Annotated in this window: 23 protein-coding genes and 1 other RNA gene; 16 read left to right on the forward strand and 8 right to left on the reverse strand. The window is 65.5% G+C overall.

What is annotated here, in order from left to right; translation table 11 throughout:
- Window positions 1–4 precede the first annotated feature (4 nt).
- The 3 genes from AC56LR_RS04185 to yghU form a co-directional block, all read right to left on the reverse strand.
- Window positions 5–1,873 (reverse strand): amidohydrolase, encoded by a 1,869-nt coding sequence (locus AC56LR_RS04185; RefSeq protein ID WP_497127804.1) that lies wholly within the window; start codon window positions 1,871–1,873, stop codon window positions 5–7.
- A gap of 16 nt (window positions 1,874–1,889) precedes the next feature.
- On the reverse strand, window positions 1,890–2,582 hold the full coding sequence (locus tag AC56LR_RS04190; RefSeq protein WP_497127806.1) for a hydrolase: 693 nt from the start codon (window positions 2,580–2,582) through the stop codon (window positions 1,890–1,892).
- 159 nt (window positions 2,583–2,741) lie between these two features.
- A complete protein-coding gene (yghU, locus tag AC56LR_RS04195) occupies window positions 2,742–3,584 on the reverse strand; it encodes a glutathione-dependent disulfide-bond oxidoreductase (protein WP_497127808.1) in 843 nt (280 codons plus the stop codon).
- Between the two features lie 162 nt (window positions 3,585–3,746).
- On the opposite strand from yghU, the gene AC56LR_RS04200 reads away from it, so the two are divergent.
- Entirely contained in the window at window positions 3,747–4,181 is a 435-nt protein-coding gene (locus tag AC56LR_RS04200) for a hypothetical protein (protein ID WP_497127810.1), read from the forward strand.
- A 66-nt stretch (window positions 4,182–4,247) separates the two neighbouring features.
- Here AC56LR_RS04200 and rpoH read toward each other — a convergent pair whose 3' ends face one another.
- The 4 genes from rpoH to ftsY all read right to left on the reverse strand — a co-directional run bounded on the left by rpoH (window position 4,248) and on the right by ftsY (window position 8,311).
- Window positions 4,248–5,138, reverse strand: a complete 891-nt coding sequence (rpoH, locus tag AC56LR_RS04205) for an RNA polymerase sigma factor RpoH (protein ID WP_497127812.1) — start codon at window positions 5,136–5,138, stop codon at window positions 4,248–4,250.
- Between the two features lie 453 nt (window positions 5,139–5,591).
- Complete coding sequence (gene ftsX, locus AC56LR_RS04210; RefSeq protein WP_497127814.1) at window positions 5,592–6,527, reverse strand: permease-like cell division protein FtsX; 936 nt, start codon at window positions 6,525–6,527, stop codon at window positions 5,592–5,594.
- The gene (locus AC56LR_RS04215) at window positions 6,524–7,183 is read right to left on the reverse strand and encodes a cell division ATP-binding protein FtsE (protein WP_497127816.1); all 660 of its coding nucleotides are present in this window, start codon (window positions 7,181–7,183) and stop codon (window positions 6,524–6,526) included. The genes ftsX and AC56LR_RS04215 overlap by 4 nt, the downstream gene beginning before the upstream one ends.
- 6 nt (window positions 7,184–7,189) lie before the next feature.
- Window positions 7,190–8,311, reverse strand: coding sequence for a signal recognition particle-docking protein FtsY (ftsY, locus tag AC56LR_RS04220; RefSeq protein ID WP_497127818.1), 1,122 nt, complete (start codon window positions 8,309–8,311; stop codon window positions 7,190–7,192).
- A gap of 26 nt (window positions 8,312–8,337) precedes the next feature.
- Between ftsY and AC56LR_RS04225 the strand changes: the two genes are divergently transcribed.
- Entirely contained in the window at window positions 8,338–8,766 is a 429-nt protein-coding gene (locus tag AC56LR_RS04225; RefSeq protein WP_497127820.1) for a hypothetical protein, read from the forward strand.
- A 30-nt stretch (window positions 8,767–8,796) separates the two neighbouring features.
- Here AC56LR_RS04225 and AC56LR_RS04230 read toward each other — a convergent pair whose 3' ends face one another.
- Complete coding sequence (locus AC56LR_RS04230) at window positions 8,797–10,500, reverse strand: thiamine pyrophosphate-binding protein (protein ID WP_497127822.1); 1,704 nt, start codon at window positions 10,498–10,500, stop codon at window positions 8,797–8,799.
- A gap of 171 nt (window positions 10,501–10,671) precedes the next feature.
- Here AC56LR_RS04230 and rnpB point away from each other — a divergent pair.
- The 14 genes from rnpB (at window position 10,672) to AC56LR_RS04300 (ending at window position 26,984) form a co-directional block, all read left to right on the forward strand.
- Window positions 10,672–11,024, forward strand: an RNA gene (gene rnpB / locus AC56LR_RS04235) — RNase P RNA component class A.
- 43 nt (window positions 11,025–11,067) lie between these two features.
- Window positions 11,068–12,576, forward strand: a complete 1,509-nt coding sequence (gene glpK / locus AC56LR_RS04240) for a glycerol kinase GlpK (RefSeq protein ID WP_497127824.1) — start codon at window positions 11,068–11,070, stop codon at window positions 12,574–12,576.
- Between the two features lie 690 nt (window positions 12,577–13,266).
- Window positions 13,267–13,695, forward strand: coding sequence for a division/cell wall cluster transcriptional repressor MraZ (gene mraZ, locus AC56LR_RS04245; protein WP_489874591.1), 429 nt, complete (start codon window positions 13,267–13,269; stop codon window positions 13,693–13,695).
- Between the two features lie 16 nt (window positions 13,696–13,711).
- Window positions 13,712–14,674, forward strand: a complete 963-nt coding sequence (gene rsmH, locus AC56LR_RS04250; protein WP_497128521.1) for a 16S rRNA (cytosine(1402)-N(4))-methyltransferase RsmH — start codon at window positions 13,712–13,714, stop codon at window positions 14,672–14,674.
- Window positions 14,671–14,943, forward strand: coding sequence for a cell division protein FtsL (gene ftsL, locus AC56LR_RS04255; protein ID WP_497127826.1), 273 nt, complete (start codon window positions 14,671–14,673; stop codon window positions 14,941–14,943). Before rsmH ends, ftsL begins: the two co-directional genes overlap by 4 nt.
- On the forward strand, window positions 14,940–16,727 hold the full coding sequence (locus AC56LR_RS04260) for a peptidoglycan D,D-transpeptidase FtsI family protein (protein ID WP_497127828.1): 1,788 nt from the start codon (window positions 14,940–14,942) through the stop codon (window positions 16,725–16,727). The genes ftsL and AC56LR_RS04260 overlap by 4 nt, the downstream gene beginning before the upstream one ends.
- Entirely contained in the window at window positions 16,727–18,247 is a 1,521-nt protein-coding gene (locus AC56LR_RS04265) for a UDP-N-acetylmuramoyl-L-alanyl-D-glutamate--2,6-diaminopimelate ligase (protein ID WP_497127830.1), read from the forward strand. Before AC56LR_RS04260 ends, AC56LR_RS04265 begins: the two co-directional genes overlap by 1 nt.
- Before the next feature lie 11 nt (window positions 18,248–18,258).
- Entirely contained in the window at window positions 18,259–19,626 is a 1,368-nt protein-coding gene (locus tag AC56LR_RS04270) for a UDP-N-acetylmuramoyl-tripeptide--D-alanyl-D-alanine ligase (protein ID WP_497128523.1), read from the forward strand.
- A complete protein-coding gene (mraY, locus tag AC56LR_RS04275) occupies window positions 19,627–20,796 on the forward strand; it encodes a phospho-N-acetylmuramoyl-pentapeptide-transferase (protein WP_497127832.1) in 1,170 nt (389 codons plus the stop codon). It abuts the gene before it with no gap.
- 2 nt (window positions 20,797–20,798) lie between these two features.
- Window positions 20,799–22,298, forward strand: a complete 1,500-nt coding sequence (gene murD / locus AC56LR_RS04280) for a UDP-N-acetylmuramoyl-L-alanine--D-glutamate ligase (RefSeq protein ID WP_497127834.1) — start codon at window positions 20,799–20,801, stop codon at window positions 22,296–22,298.
- Window positions 22,298–23,515, forward strand: a complete 1,218-nt coding sequence (gene ftsW / locus AC56LR_RS04285) for a putative lipid II flippase FtsW (RefSeq protein ID WP_497127836.1) — start codon at window positions 22,298–22,300, stop codon at window positions 23,513–23,515. Before murD ends, ftsW begins: the two co-directional genes overlap by 1 nt.
- A complete protein-coding gene (gene murG / locus AC56LR_RS04290) occupies window positions 23,512–24,594 on the forward strand; it encodes an undecaprenyldiphospho-muramoylpentapeptide beta-N-acetylglucosaminyltransferase (protein ID WP_497127838.1) in 1,083 nt (360 codons plus the stop codon). The genes ftsW and murG overlap by 4 nt, the downstream gene beginning before the upstream one ends.
- A 7-nt stretch (window positions 24,595–24,601) precedes the next feature.
- Window positions 24,602–25,990, forward strand: coding sequence for a UDP-N-acetylmuramate--L-alanine ligase (gene murC, locus AC56LR_RS04295; RefSeq protein WP_497127840.1), 1,389 nt, complete (start codon window positions 24,602–24,604; stop codon window positions 25,988–25,990).
- A complete protein-coding gene (locus tag AC56LR_RS04300) occupies window positions 25,977–26,984 on the forward strand; it encodes a D-alanine--D-alanine ligase (protein WP_497127843.1) in 1,008 nt (335 codons plus the stop codon). Before murC ends, AC56LR_RS04300 begins: the two co-directional genes overlap by 14 nt.
- Window positions 26,985–26,987 lie beyond the last annotated feature (3 nt).

Raw genomic sequence — 26,987 nt, forward strand, 5'->3', positions numbered from 1 at the left:
CCGTTCAGAACGCAAAGCAGCTGCAACCGAGCGCGCCCCAGAAGCCGCCGAAGTTAGAGACCGGCACCGCCGACTTGCGGGCCCGGTCGTGCTGGTGGGCGTGCACGCCGCAGGGGCCGCCGCACTGGTGGGGCAGGGCGATCTGCTTGTGTGGCGCGGGTGCGGCACCGCGCCAGTGGCCCGGCACGGTGTTCACCGGCGACCATTCGGGCAGCACCGGAATGGGCGGCGGCCCCAGGCTGGTGAATTCGGCCGCGCCAAATACCACCTGGCCGCCGACCACGGTCAGCACCGATTCGATCGACTTGATGGCTTCCTCGTCGACGCTGAAGAAGTCGTTCGACAGCACCGCCAGGTCGGCCAGCATGCCTTCCTGGATGCGGCCCTTGCGTCCCTCTTCGTTCGAGAACCAGGCGCTGCCAGCCGTCCACAGCTCGAGCGCGACGCTGCGCGGCAGCAGGCCATTGTCGCCGTACAGCATCAAGCCGCCCACGGTGCGTCCCGTCACCAGCCAGTACAGCGCCGTCCACGGGTTGTAGCTGGCCACGCGGGTGGCGTCGGTGCCGGCGCCGACCGGCACGCCGCTCTCCAGCATCTTCTTCACCGGGGGCGTGGCGCTGGCCGCCTGCGCGCCGTAGCGGTCGACGAAATACTCGCCCTGGAAGGCCATGCGGTGCTGGATCGCGATGCCGCCGCCAAGCAGCCGGACGCGCTCGATATTGCGCTCGCTGATGGTCTCGCAATGGTCGAACATCCAGTGCAGGCCGTTGAAGGAAATCTCGCGGTTGACCTTCTCGAACACGTCCAGCATGCGGGTGATCGATTCGTCGTAGGTGGCGTGCAGGCGGAAGGGCCAGCGGTTTTCCACCAGGTGGCGCACCACCTTGTCGAGTTCGTCCTCCATGCCGGCCGCCAGCTCGGGGCGCGGCTCCAGGAAATCCTCGAAGTCGGCGGCCGAGAACACCAGCATCTCGCCGGCGCCGTTGTGGCGGTAGTAGTCGCTGCCCTGGCCGGGCGTGACCATGCCGGTCCAGCGCTGGAAGTCTTCCAGTTCCTGGCCTTTGTTCTGGGTGAACAGGTTGTAGGCGATGCGGATGGTCAGCTGCTTGTTGCGGTCGAGTTCCTCGACGACCGCGTAATCGTCGGGATAATTCTGGAAGCCGCCGCCGGCGTCGATCGCGCTGGTGATGCCGAGGCGGTTCAGCTCGCGCATGAACTGGCGCGTGGAGTTCACCTGCAGCTCCCTGGGCAGGCTCGGGCCCTTGGCCAGCGTCGCGTACAGGATCATCGCGTTCGGGCGTGCGATCAGCATGCCGGTGGGGTTCCCCAGCGCGTCGCGCTGGATCTCGCCGCCCGGTGGGTTGGGCGTGTCTTTCGTGTAGCCGACGGCGCGCAGGGCGGCGCGGTTGAGCAGGGCGCGGTCGTACAGGTGCAGGATGAAGACCGGCGTGTCGGGCGCGGCGGCGTTGATCTCGTCCAGCGTGGGCATGCGGCGCTCGGCGAACTGGAATTCGCTCCAGCCACCGACCACGCGCACCCATTGCGGGTTCGGGGTGCGGTCGGCCTGGTCTTTCAGCATGCGCAGGGCGTCCGCCAGCGAAGGCACGCCTTCCCAGCGCAGTTCCAGGTTGTAGTTCAGTCCACCGCGGATCAGGTGCAGGTGCGAATCGTTCAGGCCCGGGATCACGGTGCGGCCATTCAGGTCGATGACCTGGCTGCCCGCTTCCCGGTAGCGCATCACATGCTCGATGTCGCCGACGGCCAGGAAGCGGCCGTCCTGGATGGCGACCGCGCTGGCATTGGGCTGCTGGCGGTCGAGGGTGGCGAACGCGCCGTTGATCAGGACGAGCGGTGCGGTGGACTGTGCTTGCATGGTGTCGGCTCCTCGCTCAGCGGATGGGGGCCGGGACCGGCGCCAGCACGTCGTTTTGTCCCAGGTTGCGCGCCGGGGCCTTGTGCAGCATCGTGTAGGCGTAGTCCACGCCCATGCCGTAGGCGCCCGAATGCTCGGTGACGATCTTCATCACGGCGTCGTAGGTGTCGCGGTTCTTCCAGTCGCGCTGCCATTCGAGCAGCACCTGCTGCCAGGTGACAGGGACCACGCCGGCCTGCACCATGCGCTGCATGGCGAAATCGTGGGCATCCTTCGAGGTGCCGCCGGAAGCGTCGGCCACCATGTAGATCTCGTAGTCGCCTTCCAGCATGGCCGACAAGGCGAAGGTGGTGTTGCACACTTCGGTCCACAGGCCTGCCACGATGATCTTCTTGCGGCCGTTGGCGGCCAGGGCGTCGCGCACTTTCTGGTCGTCCCAGGAGTTCATCGAGCTGCGTTCGAGGATCGGGTGGCCCGGGAACACGTCCAGGATTTCAGGATAGGTCTTGCCCGAGAAGGAGTCCGTTTCCACGGTGGTGATGACGGTCGGGATGCCGAAGGCCCTGGCCGCCTTGGCCAGGCCGACCACGTTGTTCTTCAGGGTCTGGCGGTCGATCGACTGCACGCCGAAGGCCATCTGCGGCTGGTGGTCGATGATGATCAGCTGCGAGTTTTGCGGGGTCAGGACTTCGAGTTTCGGATTGTTCATGACGTGCTCCTTGTTGTAGCCGCTTGCCGCGGCGGTTGCGATGCGATGGAGTCAGTATGTGCTGTACCCGCAAGATTGAAAAACGGGTAATTTGCAGATATACAATCGAAATTTTCGAACATCGCCCGGCACCTCGCACAAGCGCCGGGCCGCGATTAATTAGTCAAGGTCGGACGCCGCGTGCCGCTCCGCCACCATCTCCTCCGGCTTGCCGCGCACCCGGTTGACCTTGCGGCCGCGAATGACGGCCGGCCGGGCCGCAATTTCGTCGGCCCAGCGGCGCACATTCTTGTACTCGTGCACCGACAGGAATTCGCCCGCCTCGTACAGCTCGCCGCGCACCATGCCGCCATACCACGGCCAGATCGCCATGTCGGCGATCGTGTACTCGCTGCCGGCCACATACGGATGATCGGCCAGCTGGCGCTCCAGCACGTCGAGCTGGCGCTTGGTTTCCATCGCATAGCGGTCGATCGGATACTGCAGTTTCTCGGGCGCGTAGGCGTAGAAATGCCCGAAGCCGCCGCCCACGAAAGGCGCGGAACCCATCTGCCAGAACAGCCAGTTCATGGTCTCGACCCGCGCCACGCCATCCTTCGGCAAAAAGGCCCCGAACTTTTCCGCGAGGTAGAACAGGATCGATCCCGATTCGAACACGCGCACCGGCTCCGGCCCGCTGCGATCGACCAAGGCCGGGATCTTCGAGTTCGGATTGATGTCCACGAAGCCGCTCGAGAACTGGGCGCCCTCGTTGATGCGGATGAGCCAGGCGTCGTACTCGGCCTGTACATAGCCCAGCGCGATCAGCTCTTCCAGCATGATCGTCACCTTCACGCCGTTCGGCGTGCCCAGCGAGTACAGCTGCAGCGGATGCTTGCCGACCGGCAGTTCGGCGTCGTGCGTGGGGCCGGCGACAGGACGGTTGATGTTGGCGAAGGTGCCGCCGGAAGCGGCGGGCGGGGTCCACACGGTGGGCGGGACATAGGGCGAGGGGGTGGTCATCGGGTTCTCCTTGTTATGCCGGATGAAAGGCCCATTCTATCCGCGGCTACCCCCTTGCCGCCAACAAACAATTGTTCAAGATTATCCTCGCTTCTGCATTGGCACTTCCTATACTTAACTAACGGCCTGTGGGAAGAGGGCTGTGAGCATCAGGAGCCAATCATGAAAGCAATCGCATGCGCCGTGGTGGTTGCCGCCCTGTCGGGGGCGGCTACTGCGCAGGAAATACCATCACCAGGGCAAGTCCGCATCATTGCGCCGCCGGAGCGCATCGTGCTGCCGCAGCAACTGCGTAACGTCTGGTATGAAGAGTTCGACGGCATCAAGGGAAACTACGCCCTGTCGAACGGCAAGTCCATGCAGTTGAGCATGTGGGGCAACCGCATGTATGCCAGCATGGGCAGCATCGGGAGAGTACAGCTGATTGCGGTCTCGCCCTATGTGTTCGTCACGCGCGACGAACAACTACGGATCGTCGTCGACGACCCGGCAAAATCCTCATCGAACCGGATCAACGCCACCCTGACCATGCCGGCACACATGCTGTCGAGCACCGCGGCGCCCGGCGAATTCGTCACGCTGCTCGCGCAACGCTAGACGATTCTGCAGCACCAATGAAAAACCCCGCCGAAGCGGGGTTTTTTACTTGAAAGGGCAGGTGGCTCAAACAAACGCCGCCAGCGCACCCTTCATTTTTTTGAGCGCAGCCGATTCGATCTGGCGAATACGCTCGGCCGACACGCCGAACTCTTCGGCCAGCGTGTGCAGCGTCGCGCCGGAGCCGTCGTCGTTGGCCAGCCAGCGCGCTTCGACGATGCGGCGCGAACGCGGGTCCAGCTTGCCGAGCGCCGTTTCCAGGCCTTCGGACTGCAGGCGGGTGACGGCCTCGGCTTCCAGCACCTTGGTCGGTTCGCCCAGGTCGGACGACAGGTAGGCGATCGGTGAAAACTTGTCGTCGTCGTCGTCGGTCGGCGATTCGAGGGCGATGTCGCGGCCCGACAGGCGGGTTTCCATCTCGATCACTTCTTCGCGCTTGACGTCGAGCATCTTGGCCAGGTCGTCGACCTGGCCTGGGGTCATCGCATCGAGGCCGACCTTGTTGCTGCGCAGGTTGAAGAACAGCTTGCGCTGGGCCTTGGTCGTGGCGACCTTCACCAGGCGCCAGTTCTTCAGGATGTATTCATGCATCTCGGCCTTGATCCAGTGCATCGCGTACGACACCAGGCGTACGCCCTGGTTCGGATCGAAGCGCTTGACCGCCTTCATCAGGCCGATATTGCCTTCCTGGATCAGGTCGGCGTGCGGCAGGCCATAGCCGAGGTAGCCACGGGCGATCGAGACCACCAGGCGCAGGTGCGACAGCACCAGCTTTTGCGCGGCGTCCAGGTCGTTTGCGTCGCGCAGCCGCTTTGCCAGCGATTGTTCTTCCTCGTGGGTCAGCATCGGCAGGCGGTTGACGGCCGAGATATAGGCGTCAATATTGCCCAGATTGCCGGTAAAACCCAGGTTCAGGGCACGACTGCCGGCAGGAACCAATGCGGATTGTGCGGACATATTTATTTCCTCGTAGTAGTCTTGCTGCATCCTCAACGTGTTCCGGACCCATGTCGCGGGACACCATTTACTGTCTGTTACCGGGATGCTTCACTTGATTTTTCGCTGTCTTCAAGCCATATATTAGCACTCTCCCGTGATGAGTGCTAGACGACCCATCGGTTTGCCGAAGTCGATTAAGTTTGGCTAAAGTATTGCCAAAAGGAATCAAAATCACGGTTCGTTTCAACTGTAGAGCAGCTACTCCCCGTTTGATTGATGCAGCTCAAAAGTGAGCCTGGGAGCGCTGGAAAATCCTTGAAGACAGGTTAAGGGGGCTTGGGCAGGGCTTCTGTTGAATGGCGCACGTAAGCGGGCCACGCCCTGTAGGAGCAGGGCGCGTCTGGACGTAGGGACTGGCGGCTAAGCCGTTCGAAAGAGGCTTGTGGACGGCGGGCGCCGTCCACATCTATATCAGCTGACGCGCGCCAGGTGGCGCTGCACCGACAGCATCGCGCCGATCAGGCCCAGGCCGGCGCTGATCGCCAGCAGGCCGGCGATTTCCAGGCCGCCGAGCGGCGCCAGCTGGAATTCCGATGCATACAGCCTGGCGAATTCGGCAATCGCCCCGTTCAGCGGCGCCAGTCCCAGCAAGACCACGCCGAGCGCCACGGCGCCGGCGCACAGGCCGAGCAGGGCGCCCGTGTAATAGAAGGGCCGGTGGATGAAGTTGTCGGTCGCGCCCAGCAGCTTGGACACCGCGATCTCTTCCTTTTGCGTGAGCACCTGCAGGCGGATGGTATTGAACACCACCGCGATCACCACGATGCCGAGCGTGACGGCCAGCAGCAGCAGGGCCAGGCGCAGGATGGCCAGCAGGGCGGCCAGGCGCTTGACCCAGGCCGAATCCACCTGCACGGTCTCGACGCCCGGCAGTGCGCGCAGCTGCTCGACCATCGCATCGACGCCGGCGGCGGCATTGTTGCCCGAATAGCCTTCTAGCTTGAGCACATAGCTGTCCGGCAGCGGGTTCTCGCCGAGTGTGTCGAGCACGTCGCTCAGGCCGCTCTTGTCCTTGAGCGCGGTCAGCGCGTCTTCGCGCGCCACGAAATTGACTTTGGCCTGTCCGCCGCCGCCCACGTTGGCGGCCACGATGCTGCGGATCTGCGGCGCCAGCGCGGCAGCCTGCTCGCGCGTGGCCTCGAGCTTCATGAACAGGCTCATTTCCGGATCGACCGAGAGCTGCTGGGAGAGCGGGCGCACGTTGTCGAGCAGGGTGATGCCGGCGAAGGGCAGGGTCAGCGCGAGCGCGACGACCAGGACGTTGAACAGGAAGCTGCCCGGCGCCTTGCGTACGCTCGAAAGCGCTGCGCGCAGGGCGAAGCGGTGCTGGCGGATCCACGGGCTCATGCCGCACCTCCGACCAACTGGCCGTGTTCGAGGCGGATCACGCGTCCCGCCGTGTCGAGCACCTGCTCGTCGTGGGTCGAGATCACGCAGGTCACGCCGACCGCGTGGAAGGCGCGCAGCGCGTCGAGCACGCGGTCGGCCGCGGCGCGGTCGAGATTCGCGGTCGGCTCGTCGGCCAGGATGATCTGCGGGCGGTTGACGATGGCGCGGGCGATCGCTACGCGCTGCTGCTCGCCGCCGGACAGTTCCAGCGGCAGCGCCTTGGTCCGATCGAGCAGCCCGACCTTTTCCAGGGCGGCGCGGGCGCGTCCCTCGGCCTGGGCGCGCGGCGCGCCGGTCACGAGCAGCGGCAGCATCACGTTGGCCAGGATGTTGCGGTCGTTGAGCAGGCGCTGGTGCTGGAAGATCAGTCCCAGGTTACGGCGCAGGAAAGGGATACCGGCCTTGCGGATGCGGCCGATGTCCTGGCCGTTGACGGTCACTACACCGCTGGTGGGGCGCTCGACCGCGGCCACCATCTTCATCAGGGTCGACTTGCCGGCGCCGGAGGGGCCGGCCAGGTAGACCAGCTCGCCCTTGGCGATGTTGATGGTGAGGTCGCGCAGCGCGTAGGCGTCGGTGGAGTATTGCTTGGAGACGGACTGGAATTCGATCATCGAGGCTTATCCGAGCAGGGCTTCGACAAATTCTTCGGCATTGAAGGGCTGCAGGTCGTCGAGCTTCTCGCCCACGCCGATGAAATACACCGGCACCGGGCGCGTGCGCGCAATCGCGGCCAGCACGCCGCCCTTGGCCGTGCCATCGAGCTTGGTGATCACCAGGCCGGTGAGCTGCAGCGCATCGTCGAAAGCCTTCACTTGCGCCAGCGCGTTCTGGCCGGTGTTGCCGTCGATGACCAGCAGCAGTTCGTGCGGGGCGCCCTCCATGCCCTTGCCGATGACGCGCTTGATCTTCTTGAGCTCTTCCATCAGGTGCAGCTGGGTCGGCAGGCGGCCGGCCGTATCGACCATGACCACATCCGTGCCGCGCGCCTTGCCCGACTGGACCGCGTCGAAGGCCACGGCGGCCGGGTCTCCGGAGGCCTGCGAGATCACGGTGACGTTGTTGCGCTGGCCCCAGACCATCAGCTGCTCGCGCGCGGCGGCGCGGAAGGTGTCGCCCGCGGCCAGCAGCACCGACTGGTCGAAACGCTGCATGTGCTTGGCCAGCTTGCCGATGGTGGTGGTCTTGCCGGCGCCGTTCACGCCCGAGATCATCATCACGAGCGGATCGTGGCGGCCGAGTTCGAGCGGCTTTTGCAGGGGCAGCAGCAGCTCGATCATCAGTTCCTTGAGCGCGACCTTGACGGCGGCGGCGTCGACCAGCTTGTCTTCCTTGACCCGGCGGCGCAGGGAAGTGAGCAGGTAGTCGGTGGCGTCCATGCCGGCATCCGACATCAGGAGGGCCGATTCGAGTTCCTCGTACAGGTCTTCATCGATGCGCGCGCCGACGAACAGCAGCGACAGATTGCTCGATGTCTTGGACAGGCCGGCCTTCAGGCGGGTCATCCAGGACTGCTTCTGCTCCGCCTCGGTCGTCGGACGCTCGGCGGTTTCCGGGAACAGTTCGCCGGCCTCGGCGCTGCTCGTCTCGAATGGCCGCGCATCGAGGGCGCCTGGGACGAACATCGGCGCCGGTGCGGGCGTTGGGGCGGGTGCAGCAGCGGGAGCGGATACGGGCGCGGCTTCGACGGCCGGCTCGGGAACCTGGGTCTCCGGCTTCTTTCTTTTGAAGAAACTAAACATAGTGGGGTAGCGATTCCTGCGCGCGCATGCCGGAGGATTCCGGCGATGAAAAAAGGTGCGAATATTTTACCAGAGCAGCAAGATTCTTCCCCCAGGCGGCGGGAACGCCCTGTAAAGATGCATGCGGGGAATTTCGTGTTGCGTTATTGATGAAACCGACAGGCTACTCAACAGTGCGGTTCTGGAAATCGACGGCGAGTTGCGTTAAATTGAGCGCAGAGAGAAAACCAACCATCACGAACAACGGGGCCACCGTGAAAATCACGAACCTTCTGAAGCGGCTTATCTATGGCGACAAGGCCAACGATGGCAGCGCGGCAGCTTTGCGCAACATTATTGTGTGGGCCTTCATTGCCCTCGTCGCCCTGTTCCTGACCAAGCCGTCGGGCGAGCCGGTGAGTTTCTTCGACAAACCGATCCCGCTGCCGGCCGAACTCGGCCTGGAAGGCAAGTAAGCCGCATTACCAGCACTGCCTGGCCCAGGCTCAACGCCCGGCCTTGGCCGCTTCCGCCGCCCGGCGTAAGGTCTCCAGCGTCGCATTCGGCGTAATCAGATTGCCGTCGTAGCGCAGTTCGATCACGGCCGGCAGCTGCTGCTCGTTCGCATGCGCCAGGGCCCGCTGCAGGGCTGGCGCAAACTCCCCGGTCGTCTCGACCACCTCGCCATGGCCGCCGTAGGCGCGCGCCAAAGCCGCGAAATCCGGATTGTGGAGTTCTGTGCCCGACACGCGGCCCGGATAGGTCTTTTCCTGGTGCATGCGGATGGTCCCGAACATGCTGTTGTTGAACACCAGGATCACCACGCCGGCCTTGTACTGCACCGCGGTCGCCAGCTCCTGGCCGGTCATCATGAATTCGCCGTCGCCGGCAAAGGTCACGACTGCGCGTTCCGGGTGGACGATCTTGGCCGCCACGCCGGACGGCACGCCATAGCCCATGGCGCCATTGGTCGGCGCGAGCTGGGTGCGCATGCCGCCGTAGCGGTAGAAACGGTGCGCCCACGAGGCGTAGTTGCCGGCGCCGTTGGTGATGATGGCGTCGCGCGGCAGCGCTTCCATCAGGTCCTGCACCACCTGCCACAAGTCGAGCGGCACGCCGCCGTCGCGCAATAACGGCGGCTGCGCCTGGAAGGCGGCCAGCTCCTGCTTCGCTTCAAGAACGCTGCCGGCCCAAGCCGCCGCATCGACCGGTTCCATCGCCGCCAGCATGGCGCAGGCCTGCGGCGCGCCGCTGGCGATCATCAGGTCGGCCTGGTAGACGCTGCCCAGTTCCTGCGGATCGGCGTGGATGTGCACCAGGCGCTGGCGCGGTACCGGGGAAGCCAGCAGCGAATAGCCGCCAGTCGTCATCTCGCCCAGGCGCGGGCCGATGGCGATCACCAGGTCCGCTTCGGCCACGCGCGCGGCCAGCTTCGGATTGATGCCGATGCCGACGTCGCCGATGTAGTTTGGATGCGCGTTGTCCATCAGGTCCTGGAAGCGGAAGCTGCAGCCCACCGGCAGGTGGTTGGCTTCGGCGAAGCGCGCCAGGTCGGCGCAGGCTTGCCGGTTCCAGGTACCGCCGCCCAGCAGCACGACCGGGCGTTTGGCTTCTAGCAGCAGCGCGCGCAGCGTGTCGATCTGCGCCGCTGAGGGCGAGGCCTGCACCGGCTGGTAGCAACGGGTATCGGCCACTTGCGCGGTGGTGACCAGCATGTCTTCGGGCAGGGCCAGCACCACCGGACCGGGACGGCCGCTGGTGGCGACCTGGAAGGCGCGCGCCAGGTATTCGGGAATGCGGTCGGCGCGGTCGATCTGCGCGACCCACTTGGCCATCTCGCCGAACATGCGGCGGTAGTCGATTTCCTGGAAGGCTTCGCGGTCGATGAAGTCGTTGCCGACCTGGCCGATGAACAGGATCATGGGGGTCGAATCCTGGTAGGCCGTGTGTACGCCGATCGAGGCATTGGTGGCGCCCGGACCGCGGGTGACGAAGCAGATGCCCGGCTTGCCGGTGAGTTTGCCGTAGCTTTCCGCCATGAAGGCCGCGCCGCCTTCCTGGCGGTTGATCACGAAGCGGATGCTGGAATCATGCAGCGCGTCCAGCACGTCGAGATAGCTCTCGCCGGGAACGCCGAAGGCGGTATCCACGCCGTGGATCGCGAGTGCATCGACCAGGATCTGGCCGCCGGTGCGGGAAGGGTGCGTCATGGTTCGGTCATCCTTGCTGGTTGGGTAACGGATGATTTTATGCGAGCCGGTCGGCGGGGGCTTTTGAAATGGCGACACGAAGTTTCAGAAAAGGTGGGATTTGATTCTGGTGAACGACGTCCCTCCGCACAGGCGGCCGTTGGCACCCCCAATCGGTTACAATGCCCCCGTGAAGCAGGCCAGGCAGCCGCTGGCCGGTATCGTCAAGATACTGGCGGGAGGAAGGTCCGGACTCCATAGAGCAGGGTGACGGTTAACGGCCGTCCGCTGAAAGCCTTCCGGTGAAAGCCGGGGGTATAAGGCGAGGAACAGGGCCACAGAGACGAGCGTATTAAGTTACGGTGAAACGCGGTAACCTCCACTCGGAGCAATTCCAAATAGGCACGCGTTGATGTTGCTCGCGGAGCGTGCGGGTAGGAAGCTTGAGCGCTGGAGTAATTCAGCGCCTAGAGGAATGGCTGTCCAGGCGGGGACTCGCAAGGGAAACCGCTACACAGAATCCGGCCTATCGGCCTGCTTTACATTGAATTTTAGCCAGTCCTTCATGGACTGCGCCTTGGTGAGCCATTGATGAAATACATCCTTGCCCTCGACCAGGGCACCACCAGTTCGCGTGCGATCGTGTTCGACCACGCGGGCCGGCCGGTCGCCTGTAGCCAGCAGGAGTATCCCCAGCATTTCCCCCGGCCAGGAATGGTCGAGCACGACGCGCTCGACATCTGGCATACCCAGCTTGCCTGCGCCCGCGATGTATTGCGCGAAGCGCGCATCGATGCCTCCCAGGTCGCCGCCATCGGCATCGCCAACCAGCGCGAAACCACCGTGTTGTGGGACCGCGCCACCGGCGAGCCGGTCGCGCGCGCCATCGTCTGGCAGGACCGGCGCACCGCGGCAGCCTGCGACCGCCTGCGGCTCGAGGGCAAGGCCGCCGACATCCAGGCGCGCACCGGCCTCGAACTCGACGCCTATTTTTCCGCCACCAAGCTGCAATGGCTGCTCGAGCACGTGCCCGGCGCACGCGCGCGGGCCGAGCGCGGCGAACTGGCCTTCGGCACCGTCGACAGCTGGCTGGTGTACCGCCTGTGCGGGCGCCACGTCACGGATAGCGGCAACGCCTCGCGCACGATGCTGTTCAACATCCACACGCTGCGCTGGGACGATGCGCTGCTCGAGATGTTCGGCATTCCCGCCGCCGTCCTGCCCGAAGTAGTGGGCAGTTCCGAAGTCGTGGGCCTGGCCGCCGAAGCCTGGTTCGGCCATGCGATCCCGATTGCCGGCATCGCCGGCGACCAGCAGGCCGCCACCTTCGGCCAGGCCTGCCACCGCAAGGGCCTGGTCAAGAACACCTATGGCACCGGCTGCTTCATGCTGATGCATGCTGGAGACACGCCGCCGGTCTCGCACAATCGCCTGCTGTCCACCGTCGGCTGGACCGTCGACGCGGCCACCACCTACCTGTTGGAGGGCAGCGTCTTCATGGGCGGCGCCACCGTGCAGTGGCTGCGCGATGGCCTGGGCATCATCAAGCAGTCCAGCGACGTCGAGCCGCTTGCCATGAGCGTGCCCGACAGCGATGGCGTGATGCTGGTGCCGGCCTTCACGGGCCTGGGCGCGCCGCACTGGGACCCCTACGCGCGCGGCGCCATCGTCGGCATGACGCGCGGGACCACGGCCGCTCATATCGCGCGCGCCGCGGTCGAAGCCATCGCCTACCAGAGCGCCGAATTGCTGGGGGCGATGCAGAAGGACGCGGCCTGCGCGGTGCTCGAGATGCGCGCCGACGGCGGCGCGGCGCGCAACGACATGCTGATGCAGTTCCAGGCCGACCTGCTCGGCATCCCGGTGGTGCGCCCGCAGGTGCTGGAGACCACGGCGCTGGGCGCGGCCTACCTCGCGGGCCTGGCGCTCGGCTATTGGGAAACCGTCGAGGACATCGGCAGCCAGTGGCAGGTCGAGCGGCGTTTCGAGCCGCGGATGGATGCCGGCCGGCGCGGCGAACTGTTGGCGCGCTGGGGCAGGGCGGTGGCACATGCCAAGGCCTGGGAAGCCCCTGAACATTCCGGAGGACGTTCATGAAACAGCAATACAGGTTCCCGCGCAAGCCGCCGGAGCACGGTCGGTGCAGGCACCTCGTACATCGCCGATGAGCGCGTCGCGGAACGCGCGCGAAGTTTCGGGCTCTAATTGGTAGAGCGCCGCCAGCAAATCGAATTGGCCCGAACCGCCGGCCTTTTTCCCCTTCGTCGAGCACCATCCCGGATTCGCCTGCTGCCCGCGCATCAGGTGCCCGGGCATCCTGCCGCACTTGACGCCGCGCCGACTCCCATCCCGCCACTGCCTCGCCGAGCCTTTTCATGCGGCACGGGTAGGTGCATTGGGTGATGCAGGTGCTTCCTGACGAGCGCCGCAATTTTTACAACAATCAATGCTGCGGAGAAATCTTTTGCGCGCCCCCGCCACTGTCGCGTCAGGACGCGATCTTTATCATAGGAATTGTTGTCTGTACAAGTGAGGTGCAACCTTCACTCTGTTTCCTAAGTGACTGATTTAGGAGACATTTTAGATTGACATAGGGTCAAGAGATTCGCCTAAGTCCTTGGTTTCATTAGAAAATTTAAGATTTGCCGACGTGAATTCGCTTGACCACCAACATTGATTCAAATAAAGTGGGAAACAGTGTGAAAAAGTGTCGTTTTGTGGGGGATTTTTCGAACCCCAAGCGGCGAAAAAAAATCTAAATTGATAACTCTCCAAGCTAGGTAATCTGTGTTCCAGGGCGCGTCAGCGATCAATCTCGATGCAAAAGGCCGGATGTCGATTCCGGCAAAGCATCGTGACGCCTTGACGGTCCAGTGCGAAGGCCGCATGACGCTGACCAAGCACCCGCACGGCTGCCTCCTGTTCTTCCCGCGCCCGGTCTGGGAACAGCACCGCGACCAGATCGCCGCCTGGCCGATGTCGGCTCGCGCGTGGCAGCGCATTTTCCTTGGTAACGCCTGCGATGTCGAGGTCGACAGCGCCGGCCGCGTCCTGATTTCGCCCGAGCTGCGCGCCGCCGTCGGGCTGGAAAAAGAAGTCATGATGCTCGGCATGGGCACCCATTTTGAAATCTGGGACGCCGCCAAGCTCGCCGACAGCGAAGCCGAGGCCGTGGCCGGCGGCATGCCCGATGTCCTTTCCAATTTCTCCTTCTGAGGCCTTGATGACCGACATTTCGCCGGCACAGGGCACGGTATCCGAATACCAGCATCGCACGGTGCTGCTCGACGAAGCCGTCGATGCGCTCAACCTGACCGGTGAGCGCGTCAACGGTATCTATATAGACGGCACCTTCGGTCGCGGCGGGCACAGCCGCCTGCTGCTGTCGCGCCTGGGGCCGCAGGGCCGCCTGTTCGCCTTCGACAAGGACCTCCAGGCCATCGCCACCGCCGAGCAGATCGACGACCCCCGTTTCACGATCGTGCATGACAGCTTTGCCACGATGCAGGACGCGCTGGCCGCGCGCGGCATCAGCCAGGTGGACGGCATCCTGCTGGACCTTGGCATCTCGTCGCCCCAGGTGGACGACGCCACGCGCGGATTCAGCTTCCGCCAGGACGGCCCCCTCGACATGCGCATGGACACCACGCGCGGGATGTCGGCGGCCGACTGGCTGGCCATCGCGCCGGAACAACAATTGGAAAAGGTTATACGAGATTATGGAGAAGAGCGGTTTGCTTTCCAGATTGCAAAGGCGGTTGCAGCTCGCCGGGCAATCGAACCAATTTCGACCACACGACAGCTTGCCGCAATCGTGGCAAACGCGGTCAAGACTCGGGAAAAAGGCAAGGATCCGGCAACCCGGACCTTTCAGGCTATCCGGATTTTCATCAATAAAGAGCTTGAAGACCTCGAACAAGGCCTGAGCGCGGCCTACGCCATGCTCGCGCCCGGCGCACGCATGTCGGTGATCAGCTTCCATTCGCTGGAAGACCGCATGGTCAAGCAATTCCTGGCGTCCAAGGCCAAGGTCGAGCAGCCGGACCGCCGGCTGCCGATCCGCGCCGTCGACCTGCCGCAGCCGCTGATGAAGCTGATCGACAAGACCAAGCCCTCGGACGAAGAGGTGAGCGCCAACCCGCGCGCCCGCTCGGCGGTGCTGCGCGTGGCCGAACGCCTCGGGAGCGCGCCATGAGCGCCAAGCTCAACGCCATGCTGGCGGCCGCGCTGGTCCTGTGCGCGCTGTCGGTCGTGAAGGCCCGCTACCAGGCGCGCCACCTCCTGATCGAACTGGAACGCCTGCAGCAGCAGTCGCGCCAGCTCGACATCGACTGGGCCCAGCTCCAGCTCGACCAGTCCACGCTCGGCAAGAACGAGCGCATCGAGCAGATCGCACGCACCAACCTGAACATGACCCCGCTGACCCCGGCCCGTACCCAGTACCTGACGGAAGGGGCGCGATGAGCCGCTCGAATGCGCGTGTCGAACGGCGCGCCACCTCGCGGGTCGCCGCCTCCAAGGGCGTGGCCTTCTCGAAGAGCCCCGTGCTGGCCGTGAACGTGCCGAGCTGGCGCTCGCGCCTGGTGCTGTTCGTGCTGTTCACGGCCTTCGCCGCACTCGGCGCACGCGCGCTCTGGCTGCAGGGCATGTCGACCCAGTTCCTGCAAAAGCAGGGCAAGAGCCGCTACGAACGCACGCTCGAACTGCCGGCCACGCGCGGCAAGATCATGGACCGCAATGGCGCCGTGCTGGCGTCCTCGCTGCCGGTCAAGGCGGTGTGGGCCATTCCCGAAGACGTGCTCAAATCGCCCGGCGCCAAGATCACCGAACTGGCGCGCCTGCTCGAGATGCCGGAAGCGGAGCTGCGCAAGAAGCTCGATTCCGACCGCACCTTCGTCTACCTGAAGCGCCAGGTCGAGATGCCGGTCATCGCCCAGATCGAAAAGCTCAAGATCGACGGCATCGACACCCGCAAGGAATACAAGCGCTTCTACCCGCAGGGCGAAGTGATGACCCACATGGTCGGCTTCACCAATGTCGAGGACATCGGCCAGGAAGGCATGGAGCTGTTCCACCAGAAGGCGCTGGTCGGCGTGCCGGGCAGCCGCCGCGTGATCAAGGACCGCCTGGGGCATATCGCCGAAGACCTGGGCATGTTCCGCGAACCGCACCAGGGCAAGGACCTGACCCTGTCGGTGGACAGCAAGCTGCAATACATCGCCTTCACCAGCGTCAAGAACGCGGTCGAGAAATTCAACGCCCAGGCCGGCGGCGCCGTGGTGCTGGACGTGCACACGGGCGAAGTGCTGGCCATGGCCAACTACCCGACCTACAACCCGAACGACCGCTCCAAGCTGACCGGCGCGCAGCTGCGCAACCGCGTCATCACCGATACCTTCGAGCCGGGTTCCACGCTCAAGCCGGTCACCGTGGCGCTGGGCCTGGAGAAAAAACGCATCACCCCCGACACGGTGTTCGATGTCTCGGGCGGGCGCATCGTCGTCGGCGGGCGCACCATCCGCGACATGCACCCGAAGGACGCGCTGACGGTCGGCGGCATCATCCAGAAATCCTCGAACGTCGGCACCGTCAAGATCGCCCAGCTGCTCCAGCCGCAGGACATGTGGGAGCTGTACACCAAGCTCGGTTTCGGCCAGGCGCCGCGCTACGGCTTCCCGGGCGCCGTCGCCGGCCGCGTGCGCCCATGGAAATCCTGGAAGCCGATCGAATACGCCAACATGTCCTTCGGCCACGGCCTGTCGGTGTCGCTGCTGCAGCTGGCGCGTTCCTACATGGTCTTTGCACGCGACGGCGACATCATCCCGCTGTCCTTCCTGAAAGTGGACGAAGAGCCGGTCGGCCAGCAGGTGATCTCCCCGAAGACCGCGGCCCAGGTGCGCACCATGCTCGAATCCGTGGTCGGCCCGGACGGCACCGCCTCGAAGGCCCAGGTGGCCGGCTATCGCGTGGGCGGCAAGACCGGCACCGCCGAGAAGATCGTCAACGGCCGCTATTCGAAGACCGACAACATCGGCTATTTCGTCGGCATCGCGCCGATGTCCAAGCCGCGCTTCATCATCGCCGTCATGATCGACAACCCGCGCGGCGCCTTGCGCACCGGCGGCAGCGTCGCCGCCCCGACCGCGGCGGACCTGGCATCGAATGCGCTGCGGGCCGCGAACGTGCCGCCCGACTCCTCGGTGACCGACATCATCATTCCGGAAAATCCCCTCGAGGAGAGCATGTGATGGCAATGAGCCTGAACGACATCTCCCATTGGATCCGCGCCGCCGCACCAGGCGGCCGCCTCGTTTCCGATTCGCGCCGCGTGACACCGGGCGACGTGTTCTTCGCCTATCCGGGCGAGGGTGCGGACGGCCGCGCCTATATCGGGGCCGCGATTGCCCTTGGCGCCGCTGCCGTGGTGTACGAAGAAAATGGGTACGCCTGGGATGCCGCGCACGCGGTGGCCAATCTCGCCGTCGCCAACCTGAAAAAGAACGCCGGGCCGATCGCCCACGCCGTGCTGGAGCGTCCGGATGCCGGCATGTTCACCGTGGCAGTCACCGGCACCAACGGCAAGACCTCCTGCGCGGTGTGGCTGGGGCAGGCCCTGGCCCGCCTGGGCGAGACCGCGGCCGTGATCGGCACGCTGGGCGTGGGCATCGCCAAGGGCCGTGCCGAGCCTGGTTTTGATGCCACCGGCTACACCACGCCGGACGCGGTGCTGCTGGCCCAGACGCTTGGCGAGCTGCGCGCGCAGGGCGCCACCGCGCTGGCGATCGAAGCCTCGTCCATCGGCCTGGTCCAGGACCGGATGGCCGGCATGCATGTCGACGCCGCCATCTTCACCAACCTGACCCGCGATCACCTCGACTTCCATGGCGACATGGAGGAGTACGAGGCAGCCAAGTTCACGCTGTTCGAATGGGACGGCTTGAAGACGGCCATCGTCAACCTGGACGACCCGGCAGGGCAGCGCCTGGTCGCGCACCTGCGCGCCAATGTCGGCGCGCTGCCGGTCACCGGCTACACCTTGAAGAATGAAGCGGAGCAGCCGGCGATCGATGGCGTGGACATCCTGCGCGCCGCGAACCTGCGCAGCCGCCATGCGGGCACCGAATTCACCGTCGATACGCCGGCAGGCTGCTCCAGCGTCAAGACCGCGCTGGTGGGCCATTTCAACGTCAGCAATGCGCTGGCGGTGCTGGGCGCGCTGCTGGCCAAGGGCGCGACGCTCAAGCACGCCGTCGAGGCCATCGAAGCGCTGGCGCCCGCGCCGGGCCGCATGCAGCAGATCGGCGGCCAGGATGCACCGATGGTCGTGATCGACTACGCGCACACGCCCGATGCGCTGGAAAAGACGCTGGAAGCGCTGCGCCAGGTCGCGCTGGAGCGCGGCGGCCAGCTGTGGTGCGTGTTCGGCTGCGGCGGCGACCGCGATCCGGGCAAGCGCCCGCAGATGGGCGCCATCGCGCAAGCGGCCGACCAGGTCATCGTCACCAGCGACAACCCGCGCAGTGAAGAGCCGGCCAGCATCATTGCCCAGATCGTCGCCGGCATGGACAAGGACGTGCAGGCCATCGAAGACCGCGCCACCGCCATCCTGTCGGCCGTGAAAAACGCCGGCAAGCAGGACGTCATCCTGCTGGCAGGGAAGGGCCATGAGCCCTACCAGGAAATCAAGGGCAAGAAGATGCCGTTCTCCGATGCCGACCATGCCACGCTCGCATTGAGCGCGCGGCTTACCATGATGAGGACTCACTGATGGGTACGCAAATGCGGGCCACCCTCGCACAACTCGTCGCCGCCATTCCGGGCGCGCAGCTCGTCGGCCCGGACGTCGTCTTCGAAGGCGTCTCGACCGACAGCCGCACGGCTCCCGCGGGCGCGCTGTTCGTCGCGCTCAAGGGGGAGAGTTTCGACGCCCACAGCTTCCTCGGCCAGGTCGCCGGGCGTGGTGTGGCCGCCGTCGTGGTGCACGCCTTGCCCGAAGGCTGGACCCTGCCGGCCATCGTGGTGCCGGACACCCTGGTGGCGCTGGGCCGCATCGCCAACTTCTGGCGCGGCCGGCACGCGATTCCCGTGATCGGCGTGACCGGCTCGAACGGCAAGACCACGGTCAAGGAAATGATCGCCGCTATCCTGGCGGCGGCCTTCGGCGAGGAAGCGCGCCTGGCCACCCAGGGCAATTTGAACAACGAGATCGGCGTGCCCTTGACCCTGTTCCGCCTGGGCGCCCGGCACCGCGCGGCCGTGATTGAGATGGGCATGAACCATCCTGGCGAGATCGGCCGCCTGGCAGCCATCGCCGCGTCCACCGTCGCCATGGTCAACAACGCCCAGCGCGAGCACCAGGAATTCATGCACACCGTGGAAGCGGTGGCGCGCGAGAACGGTACCGTGCTGCAGGCCCTGCCGCAGGATGGCGTGGCCGTGTTCCCGGGCGACGATATTTATACCGACTTGTGGCGCGGGCTGGCGAAGTGCGCGGTGCTGACCTTTGGGCTCACCACCGATTGCGACGTCAGCGCGACCTACGCATCCACTGGTTTCGGCAACGAACTGCAGGTGACGGCGCGCGGCGCGCAGTACACGCTCAAGCTGGCCGCCGCGGGCGAACACAATGTGCGCAACGCGCTGGCCGCATTCGCCTCGACCCTGGCCGCCGGCATTCCGGTGGACGCCATCGTGCGCGGCCTGGAAGCCTTCGCGCCGGTGGGCGGACGCCTGCAGAAGAAGCAGGCCGCGAACGGCGCCACCGTGATCGACGACACCTACAACGCCAACCCGGATTCGATGCGCGCGGCGATCGACGTGCTGGCCGCTTATCCGGCCCCGCGCATCCTGGTGGTGGGCGACATGGGCGAAGTCGGCACGCAGGGAAAAGAGTTTCACGAAGAAGTCGGTGCCTATGCCCAGCAGCAGGGCATCGAACACGTGCTCGCCACTGGCGAACTGGCATGCCACATGGTGGCGTCCGGGGCACGGCATTACGAGCAGTTCGACGACTTATTGGCAGCACTGGATTCAACACTGGGCGGCAATAGCAAGACGACTGTGCTGGTGAAGGGCTCGCGTTTCATGAAGATGGAACGCGTGGTCCAGCACCTGACCGGATCAACACCTAGCAAGGACGCCCACTAAATGCTTCTCTGGCTCGCCCAATACTTCCAGGACTACATCGGTCCACTGCGTGTTTTCAATTACATCACCTTCCGTGCGGTGTTCGCCACCATCACCGCCATTGCCATCGGCTTGATCTGCGGCCCGGCCGTGATCCGCAAGCTGACCGCACTCAAGGTCGGCCAGTCGGTGCGCACCTATGGTCCGCAGACCCACCTGGCCAAGCACGGCACCCCGACCATGGGCGGCGTGCTGGTCCTGATCGCGATCGGCATCTCGACCCTGCTGTGGTGCGATTTGTCGAACCGCCTGATCTGGCCGGTGCTGGTCGTGACCATGGGCTTCGGCGCCGTCGGCTGGGTCGACGACTACCGCAAGGTGGTCTACAAAGACCCGGAAGGCATGCGCTCGCGCGAAAAATACTTCTGGATGTCGCTGGTCGGCATCGCCTCGGCGCTCTACCTGGCTTTCTCGGTCTCGGCCGCGAACCCATGGGAAGTGCTGCAGCTGTTCTACGCCTGGGTGCAGTCGGGCTTCTCGATGACCCTGCCCCCTAAAGCCGACCTGATCGTCCCCTTCTTCAAGTCGATCAGCTATCCGCTGGGCGTGTGGGGCTTCATCGCGCTGACCTATTGCGTGATCGTCGGCTCCAGCAATGCGGTGAACTTTACCGACGGCCTGGATGGCCTGGCGATCATGCCGACCGTGATGGTCGGCGGCGCCCTGGGCCTGTTCGCCTACCTCACCGGCAGCGCGACCTTCTCGAAATACCTGCTCATCCCGTATATCCCGGGCGCCGGCGAACTCTTGATTTTCTGCGGCGCGATGGCCGGCGCGGGCCTGGCCTTCCTCTGGTATAACGCGCACCCGGCCCAGATGTTCATGGGCGACGTCGGCGCGCTGGCGCTGGGCGGCGCGCTCGGCACCATCGCGGTGATCGTACGCCAGGAAATCGTCCTGTTCATCATGGGCGGCGTGTTCGTGGCCGAAACCCTGTCGGTGATCATCCAGGTCACCTGGTTCAAGTACACCAAGCAGCGCTACGGCGCCGGGCGCCGCGTGTTCCTGATGGCGCCGCTGCACCACCATTTCGAACAAAAGGGCTGGAAAGAGACCAAGGTCGTGGTCCGCTTCTGGATCGTGACCATGATGCTGGTGCTGGTCGGCCTGTCCACCTTGAAGCTGCGCTAAGCATGATCTACGACGGCAAATCCGCATTGGTACTCGGCCTGGGCGAATCCGGGCTGGCGATGGCGCAGTGGCTGGCGCGCTGCGGCGCGCGCGTGCGCGTGGCCGACACGCGCACCGAGCCGCAGCGCCTGTTCGCCCTGCGCCAGGCAGTGCCGCATGCGGAATTCGTCGGCGGCGACTTTGCCGCGGCCCTGCTCGAGGGTGTGGATTTCGTCGCCGTCAGCCCCGGCCTGGCCCCGAACCGCGAGCTGGCGGACATTACCCCGGCGGCGCGCGAACGCAACATCCCGGTGTGGGGCGAGATCGAACTGTTCGCGCAGGCACTGGCGCACCTGAAGACCGAGCGCGGCTACGCGCCGAAAGTCATCGCGATTACCGGCACCAATGGCAAGACCACCGTCACCAGCCTGACCGGCCTGCTGTGCCGCCGCGCGGGCCTCTCCACGCGCGTGGCCGGCAACATCAGCCCGGCCGCGCTGGACGTGCTGCGCGAAACCCTCGATAGCGGCGAGCTGCCACAGGCCTGGGTGCTCGAGCTGTCCAGCTTCCAGCTGCACACCACCTCCAGCCTGCAGGCCGATGCCGCCACGGTGCTGAACCTGACCCAGGACCACCTCGACTGGCATGGCAGCATGGATGCCTATGCGGCGGACAAGGCGCGCATCTTCGGTAACGAGACCGTGCGCGTCCTGAACCGCGACGATGCGCTCGTCATGCGCATGGCCGACCCGGGTGCGCCGGCCTTCACCTTCGGCACGGGCGAGCCGATGGAGCCGAACAGCTTCGGCCTGATCAATGAACGCGGCGTGCTGTGGCTGGCCAATGCCGTCGCCAACGACGACGAACCTGTCAAGAAACTGAAAAAAGGCGAGGCGCCGGCGGCCGTGGAAGTCATGGTCAACCGCCTGATGCCGGCCGATGCGCTGAAAATCCGCGGCTTGCACAATGCCTCGAACGCCCTGGCCGCGCTGGCCCTGTGCCGCGCCTGCGGTCTGCCGCTGGCGCCACTGCTGCACGGCCTGCGCGAATACGCGGGCGAGCCGCACCGCGTCGAGCTGGTCGCCAGCATCGAGGGCGTGGATTACTACGACGACAGCAAGGGCACCAATGTCGGCGCCACCGTCGCGGCCCTGGAAGGCCTGGGCAAGGCCTTCGCGGGCGAAGACCAGCAGATCCTCCTGATCGCCGGCGGTGACGGCAAGGGGCAGGACTTCGCACCCCTGGCTTTGCCGGCCTCGCGCTACGTGCGCGCCGTGCTGCTGATCGGCCGCGACGCACCGAGCGTGCGCGCCGCCATCGAGCCGACCGGCGTGCCGGTCTTCGACTTGCCCGGCTTGCCGGAAGCGGTGCATCGCGCTGCCGGCCTGGCGCGTCCGGGCGACTGCGTGCTGCTCTCGCCCGCTTGCGCCAGCCTGGACATGTTCACCAATTACGCGCACCGCGCCCAGGTGTTCGTGGATGCCGTGCGCGACATCGCGCTCGAGAAAGGCCAGGAGATCTGATGGCCTTCCAGCTTCCATTCAAGTTTTCCGGATCAAGCAGCGACGCATTGAGCTCGCCGCGCAGCCGTCCGTCGAAGATGATGGACTACGACCAGCCGCTGGTCTGGGTCACCGTGCTCCTGATGCTGTTCGGGCTGGTGATGGTGTACTCGGCTTCGATCGCGCTGCCGGACTCGCCGAAATTCGCCTACCTGGGCGACAAGAACGAATACTTCCTGTACCGCCAGTCGATGTACATCGTCGTCTCGATGATCGCGGCCGCGGTGGCCTTCCAGGTGCCGATCGCCATCTGGCAGCGCTACGCGCCGATGATGTTCATCGCGACCCTGTTCCTGCTGGCGATTGTCCTGATCCCGGGCATCGGGGTGACGGTCAACGGCGCGCGCCGCTGGCTGCCGCTGAAGATCATGAATCTGCAACCGTCCGAGATCATGAAGATCGCCGCCGTGCTGTACGCGGCCGACTTCACGGTGAGGAAGCAGGAGTACATGCACAAACTGACCAAGGGCTTCCTGCCGATGATGGTGGCGATCGGCCTGGTCGGCGGTTTGCTGCTGATGGAGCCGGACCTGGGCGCTTTTGGTGTGATCGTCTGCATCGCCATGGGCATCCTGTTCCTGGGCGGGATCAACATCGTCTGGTTCGGCGGCATCGGCGCGCTGCTGGTGGTGATCTTCACCGCGATCATCGCGCTGTCGCCTTTCCGCCGCGCGCGCATGTTCGCCTACCTCAACCCATGGGAAGAGGGCAATGCGCTGGACAAGGCCTACCAGCTGACCCACTCCCTGATCGCTTTCGGCCGCGGCGAGTTCTTCGGCGTGGGCCTGGGCGGCAGCGTCGAGAAGCTGTTCTACCTGCCGGAAGCGCACACCGACTTCATCATGGCCGTGATCGGCGAAGAACTGGGCCTGGCCGGCGTGCTGGTCGTGATCGCGATGTTCTACTGGCTGGTCAAGCGCGCCTTCGACATCGGCCGCCAGGCGATCGCCCTGGACCAGACCTTTGCCGGCCTGGCCGCGAAGGGCATCGGCATCTGGATCGGCGTGCAGACCTTCATCAACATGGGCGTGAACCTGGGCCTGCTGCCGACCAAGGGCCTGACCCTGCCCCTGATGAGCTTTGGCGGTTCGGGCGTGCTGTTCAACTGCGTCGGCCTGGCGATTTTGCTGCGCATCGATTACGAGAACCGGGTGCGCATGCGCGGGGGCCGTTCATGACCAGGCGCCTGATGATCATGGCGGCCGGCACCGGCGGCCACATCTTCCCCGGCATCGCGATCGCGCAGACCATGCGCGCGCGCGGCTGGGAAGTGTCGTGGCTGGGCACCGCGCACGGCATGGAAACCGACCTGGTGCCGAAGGCCGGCATCCCGATGGATACCATCGATTTCGCCGGCCTGCGCGGCAAGGGATTGGGCCACACGATCACCGGCGCCTTCAAGATGGCAGCCGCTTTCCTGACCTGCCGCCGCTACCTCGCCCGGCGCAAGCCCGACGTGGTGCTGGGCATGGGCGGCTATGTGACTGTGCCGGGCGGGATGATGGCGCGCGCCCGTGGCGTGCCGCTGGCCCTTGTCAACGCCGACGCCGCGCTGCTGTTGTCGAACAAGACCCTGGCCCCGATCGCCCAGCGCCTGCTGTTCGGCTTCCCGGCCGATTTCGGCAAGGCCGCAGGCAAGGCGGTCGTCACCGGCAATCCGGTGCGCCGGCAGATCCTGGACCTTCCCGAGCCGGCCGCGCGCTTCGCAGGCCGTAGCGGTCCGCTGCGCCTCCTGGTCGTCGGCGGCAGCCTGGGCGCGAAAGTGCTGAACGACAGCGTGCCGGCGGCGCTCGCACTGATCGACCCGGCCCTGCGCCCGGTCGTGACCCACCAGTCGGGCAAGAAGAACATCGACGCGCTGCGCGCCGCGTATGCGCAGGCGGGCGTGCAGGCGCAGGTGGTCGACTTCATCGACGACATGGCGGCGGCCTATGGCGAGGCGGATCTCGTGATCTGCCGCGCCGGCGCGATCACCGTGTCGGAACTGACCGCCGCCGGCGTGGCCAGCGTGCTGGTGCCGTTCGTGGCCAGCACCACCAGCCACCAGCGCGACAACGCGGTCTGGATGGCGGGGCAAAAAGCGGCCGTCTACCTGCCGCAGGGCGAACTCAATCCGCAGGGGCTGGCAAGCCTGCTGCAAAAGACCACCCGCGAAGCTTGCCTGGCGATGGCGCAGGCAGCGGCGAAGGTGGGCAAGCGCGACGCCAACGAAGCGATCGCACGCGAACTCGAACAACTGGCCGGACCGGGGAACTGAACGGAACATGAAGCACAAGATCAAGAATATCCATTTCGTCGGTATCGGCGGCAGCGGCATGAGCGGCATCGCCGAAGTGCTGCTCAACCTCGGCTACAACGTGTCGGGCTCGGACCTGTCGAGCAATGCGGCGAGCGAGCGCCTGGCTGACCTCGGCGCGCGCGTCTACACGGGACATTCAAGCGAACACGTGATCGGCGCCGACGTGGTGGTGACCTCGACCGCCGTCAACGAGAGCAACCCGGAGGTCGTCGCGGCCCGCGCCGCCAAGATTCCGCTGGTGCCGCGCGCGATCATGCTCGGTGAACTGATGCGCCTCAAGCGCGGCATCGCCATTGCCGGCACCCACGGCAAGACCACCACCACCAGCCTGGTGGCTTCGGTGCTGGCCGAAGGCGGCATGGACCCGACCTTTGTCATCGGCGGCAAGCTGACCGCCGCCGGCGCCAACGCCAAGCTGGGGCAGGGCGACTACATCGTGGCCGAGGCCGACGAGTCGGATGCCTCCTTCCTGAACCTGACGCCGATGATCGAAGTGATCACCAACATCGACGCCGACCACATGGAGACCTACGAGCACGATTTCGAGAAGCTCAAGGCCGCCTTCGTGCACTTCACCCACCGCCTGCCGTTCTATGGCCGCGTGATGCTGTGCATCGACGACCAGCACGTGCGCTCGATCCTGCCGCAGGTGACCAAGCCGGTCACCACTTATGGCTTCTCGGAGGACGCCGAAGTGCGCGCCCTGGACGCCTATGCCGACGGTGTGCACATGCACTTCACGGTGCGCCAGCGCGGCTACCCGGACACGAAATTCGTGCTGAACCAGCCGGGCATGCATAACGTGCTCAACGCCTGCTCGGCGATCGCCATCGCGCGCGAGATCGGCATCAGCGACGACGCCACCGCCCGCGGCCTGCTCGAATTCCGCGGCGTCGGCCGCCGCTTCACCCGCTACGGTGAAGTCGCCATCCCGGGCGGCGGCAGCTTCACCCTGGTCGACGATTTCGGCCACCACCCGGTCGAAACCGAAGTGACCCTGGCCGCCGCGCGCGCCGCCTACCCGGGCCGGCGCCTGGTGCTGGCCTTCCAGCCGCACCGCTACAGCCGCACGCGCGACCTGTTCGAAGACTTCGTGAAAGTGCTGGCCACCCCGGACGTGCTGCTGCTGGCCGACGTCTATCCGGCCGGCGAAGCGCCGATCGTGGCGGCCGACGGCCGCGCCCTGGCGCGCGCGCTGCGCACCGGCGGCAAGACTGAACCTATTTTCGTGGAGACGATCGCCGAGATGCCGGCCGCGATCCTGAACGCGGCCCGCGACGGCGACGTCGTCCTCACGATGGGCGCCGGCTCGATCAGCGGCATTCCCCACCAACTGACCAATGCAAGGGCTTAATACCGTGAACGCTTCCAAGGTAAATGAAAATGCGACCTTCGACCCGGCATCCTTCGGCAAGGTTGGCGTGCTGTTCGGCGGCCGCTCCGCCGAGCGCGACGTGTCGATCATGTCCGGCACCGGCGTGCTGGCCGCGCTGCAAAGCCGCGGCATCGATGCCCACGCTTTCGATCCGGGCACCCAGAGCCTGGCCGAGCTGGCCGAACAGAAATTTGACCGCGTCTTCATCGCGCTGCACGGCCGCTACGGCGAAGACGGCAGCCTGCAGGGCGCCCTCGAGCAGCTCGGCATCCCCTACACCGGCAGCGGCGTGATGGCGTCCGCCGTGGGCATGGACAAGATCACCACCAAAAAAATCTGGAAGATCGACGAGATCCCGACCCCGGACTACGTCTCGATCGACAAGAACACCGACCTCGATGAAGTGCTGGTTGCACTGGGCCTGCCGCTGATCGTCAAGCCGCCGCTCGAGGGCTCGACCATCGGCATCACCAAGGTGACCGAGGCTGCCGGCCTGCGCACCGCGGTGGAACTGGCCGCCGGCTTCGACGAAGTCGTGCTGGCCGAGGAATTCGTCACCGGCCGCGAGTTCACCGTCGCCGTGCTGGGGCAGGGCGCTACCGCCCGCGCGCTGCCGATCGTCGAGATCGTGGCGCCGGAAGGCAATTACGACTACCAGAACAAGTATTTCACCGACACCACCCAGTACCACTGCCCGGCCGACCTGGACGCAGCCCTGACCGAGGAAATCCAGCGCCATGCAGTGAACGCCTACCGCGCGCTCGGCTGCGAAGGCTGGGGCCGCGTCGACGTCCTGGTGCGCGAATCCGACATGCGTCCCTTCCTGCTGGAAGTGAACACCTCGCCGGGCATGACCTCGCATTCGCTGGTGCCGATGGCCGCGCGTGCCGTGGGCATCAGCTACGAAGACCTGTGCATCGAGATCCTGGCCTCGAGCCGCCTGAAGATGCCGATGCCGAAGGCGAAGGGTTAATCG

The organism is Telluria sp. ZT3P39 (genome assembly GCF_059685935.1).

What these genes read in the sequence shown, in the direction of transcription:
- murC (WP_497127840.1), top strand. Translation starts at nt 24,602, where the DNA reads ATGAAGCACAAGATCAAGAATATCCATTTCGTCGGTATCGGCGGCAGC.
- AC56LR_RS04260 (WP_497127828.1), top strand. Translation starts at nt 14,940, where the DNA reads ATGAGCCGCTCGAATGCGCGTGTCGAACGGCGCGCCACCTCGCGGGTC.
- AC56LR_RS04230 (WP_497127822.1), bottom strand. Translation starts at nt 10,500, where the DNA reads ATGACGCACCCTTCCCGCACCGGCGGCCAGATCCTGGTCGATGCACTC.
- AC56LR_RS04265 (WP_497127830.1), top strand. Translation starts at nt 16,727, where the DNA reads ATGGCAATGAGCCTGAACGACATCTCCCATTGGATCCGCGCCGCCGCA.
- murD (WP_497127834.1), top strand. Translation starts at nt 20,799, where the DNA reads ATGATCTACGACGGCAAATCCGCATTGGTACTCGGCCTGGGCGAATCC.
- ftsW (WP_497127836.1), top strand. Translation starts at nt 22,298, where the DNA reads ATGGCCTTCCAGCTTCCATTCAAGTTTTCCGGATCAAGCAGCGACGCA.
- AC56LR_RS04200 (WP_497127810.1), top strand. Translation starts at nt 3,747, where the DNA reads ATGAAAGCAATCGCATGCGCCGTGGTGGTTGCCGCCCTGTCGGGGGCG.
- AC56LR_RS04185 (WP_497127804.1), bottom strand. Translation starts at nt 1,873, where the DNA reads ATGCAAGCACAGTCCACCGCACCGCTCGTCCTGATCAACGGCGCGTTC.
- AC56LR_RS04190 (WP_497127806.1), bottom strand. Translation starts at nt 2,582, where the DNA reads ATGAACAATCCGAAACTCGAAGTCCTGACCCCGCAAAACTCGCAGCTG.
- ftsL (WP_497127826.1), top strand. Translation starts at nt 14,671, where the DNA reads ATGAGCGCCAAGCTCAACGCCATGCTGGCGGCCGCGCTGGTCCTGTGC.
- mraY (WP_497127832.1), top strand. Translation starts at nt 19,627, where the DNA reads ATGCTTCTCTGGCTCGCCCAATACTTCCAGGACTACATCGGTCCACTG.
- ftsY (WP_497127818.1), bottom strand. Translation starts at nt 8,311, where the DNA reads ATGTTTAGTTTCTTCAAAAGAAAGAAGCCGGAGACCCAGGTTCCCGAG.
- AC56LR_RS04225 (WP_497127820.1), top strand. Translation starts at nt 8,338, where the DNA reads ATGCCGGAGGATTCCGGCGATGAAAAAAGGTGCGAATATTTTACCAGA.
- AC56LR_RS04215 (WP_497127816.1), bottom strand. Translation starts at nt 7,183, where the DNA reads ATGATCGAATTCCAGTCCGTCTCCAAGCAATACTCCACCGACGCCTAC.
- AC56LR_RS04270 (WP_497128523.1), top strand. Translation starts at nt 18,259, where the DNA reads ATGCGGGCCACCCTCGCACAACTCGTCGCCGCCATTCCGGGCGCGCAG.
- rpoH (WP_497127812.1), bottom strand. Translation starts at nt 5,138, where the DNA reads ATGTCCGCACAATCCGCATTGGTTCCTGCCGGCAGTCGTGCCCTGAAC.
- yghU (WP_497127808.1), bottom strand. Translation starts at nt 3,584, where the DNA reads ATGACCACCCCCTCGCCCTATGTCCCGCCCACCGTGTGGACCCCGCCC.
- ftsX (WP_497127814.1), bottom strand. Translation starts at nt 6,527, where the DNA reads ATGAGCCCGTGGATCCGCCAGCACCGCTTCGCCCTGCGCGCAGCGCTT.
- AC56LR_RS04300 (WP_497127843.1), top strand. Translation starts at nt 25,977, where the DNA reads ATGCAAGGGCTTAATACCGTGAACGCTTCCAAGGTAAATGAAAATGCG.
- murG (WP_497127838.1), top strand. Translation starts at nt 23,512, where the DNA reads ATGACCAGGCGCCTGATGATCATGGCGGCCGGCACCGGCGGCCACATC.